Source organism: Kitasatospora sp. NPDC057512, assembly GCF_042802135.1.
Lineage (GTDB): Bacteria > Actinomycetota > Actinomycetes > Streptomycetales > Streptomycetaceae > Kitasatospora.
The window spans coordinates 1-1,550 of the sequence record NZ_JBHVET010001174.1; the positions used below are offsets into that span (position 1 = coordinate 1).

The following is a 1,550-nucleotide window of genomic DNA, read 5'->3' on the forward strand; positions in this document are numbered from 1 at the left end:
CGCCGCACCGGCCGGTGCGGCGTCCGCACAGCCCCGCGCCGGAGGAACGCTGAAGGTCGGCGCCCTCGGCAAGGCCTCGGCGATCACCCGTGACCCGCACGGCACCCAGGCCAACGAGAGCGACTACCTGATCATCAGCCTGCTCTACGACACCCTCGCGATACCCGGGGACACCGCCAACACCGTCCCGCGCCTGGCCGCCTCCTGGAAGCCGTCCGAAGACCTGACGACCTGGCGCTTCACGATCGCCGACGGAGCCGCCTTCCACGACGGCACCCCCGTCACCGCCGACGACGTCGTCTGGTCGCTGCGGCGCCTGCGCGACACCCCGGCCGGCAAGAGTCGCCTGCCCGGCATCCAGCCCGAGGGCATCAGGGCCGAGGACGCGAAGACCGTCGTCCTCGTCTCCGACTACCCCAACGCCGACCTGCCGCTGCAGACCCGCCTCACCACCTTCGTCCTCAAGAAGGACACCAAGGACGACGCGATCGCCGGCGCCCCCGGCACCGGCCCGTTCAAGCTCGACTGGTACCGCGACGGCAACGCCCGCCTGGTGCGCAACGACCAGTGGTACGGCGGCAAGGTCCTCCTCGACGCCGTCGAGGTCCGCCTCTTCGAGAGCCCCCAGGCCATGGCGAACGCCCTGCTCGCCGGGCAGATCGACGTCGCCTCCAACGTCGGCGCCGTCGCCGCCCGCACCGCCGAGGCCCGCAAGGACGTCCGGATCCTGCGCCGGCCCAACGACATGGCGATGCCGATCGTCATGCGCACCGCCGACGGCCCCTTCGCCGACCCGCGGGTGCGCGAGGCGCTGAAGCTGGCGGTCGACCGCGACGCGATGGTCAAGCAGGTCCTCTCCGGCTACGGCAGCGTCGCCAACGACGTCCTCGGCACCGGCGACCCCGCCCTCGCCAAGGACATCCCCCAGCGCACCCGCGACCTCGCCAAGGCCAGGCAACTCCTCGCGGACGCCGGATTCGACACCTCCCGGACGTACGACCTGGTCACCACCGAGGACATCTCCGGCCTGGCCGAGTCCGCGACCCTGTTCGCCACCCAGGTCCGCGAGGCCGGCGTGAAGATCAACGTCGTCAAGCAGGACTCCAAGGTGTTCTGGGACGCCACCTGGCTCAAGGGCACGCTCTACACGACGTACTGGGGCACCAACGACTCGGTCGTCTTCTTCGCCGCCAAGACGATGCTCTCCGACGCCGGCCAGAACGAGGCCGGCTTCAAGGACCCCGCCTTCGACGAGGCCTACCGCACCGCCATGGGCACGGCCGACGCCGCCGCGCGCGGCACGCTGCTGCACCAGCTCCAGGAGATCGAGTTCGCCAGGTCCGGCTACCTGCTGTGGGGCATGGCCGACGGCATCGACCTCGCCGGCGCCGCCGTGCGCGACCTGCCCAAGCTCCCCGGCTACGGCCGCGTCCAGCTCGAGAAGACCTGGCTGGCGCGTTGACCACGCTTCAGCCGCACGGCGTCCCGGCCCGCATCCTCCCCGGTGCGGGCCGGGTCGCCCGGCAGGCCGCCCGGCGCCTGGCCATGCT

The 1,550-nt window shown here is 72.0% G+C and carries 1 protein-coding gene; it reads left to right on the top strand.

The genetic code is table 11. The features are described 5' to 3' along the window. Nucleotides 1-1,462 (top strand): ABC transporter substrate-binding protein (locus tag ACFU6K_RS38650; protein WP_380671294.1); only part of this gene is annotated, 1,462 nt, incomplete at its 5' end. Nucleotides 1,463-1,550 lie beyond the last annotated feature (88 nt).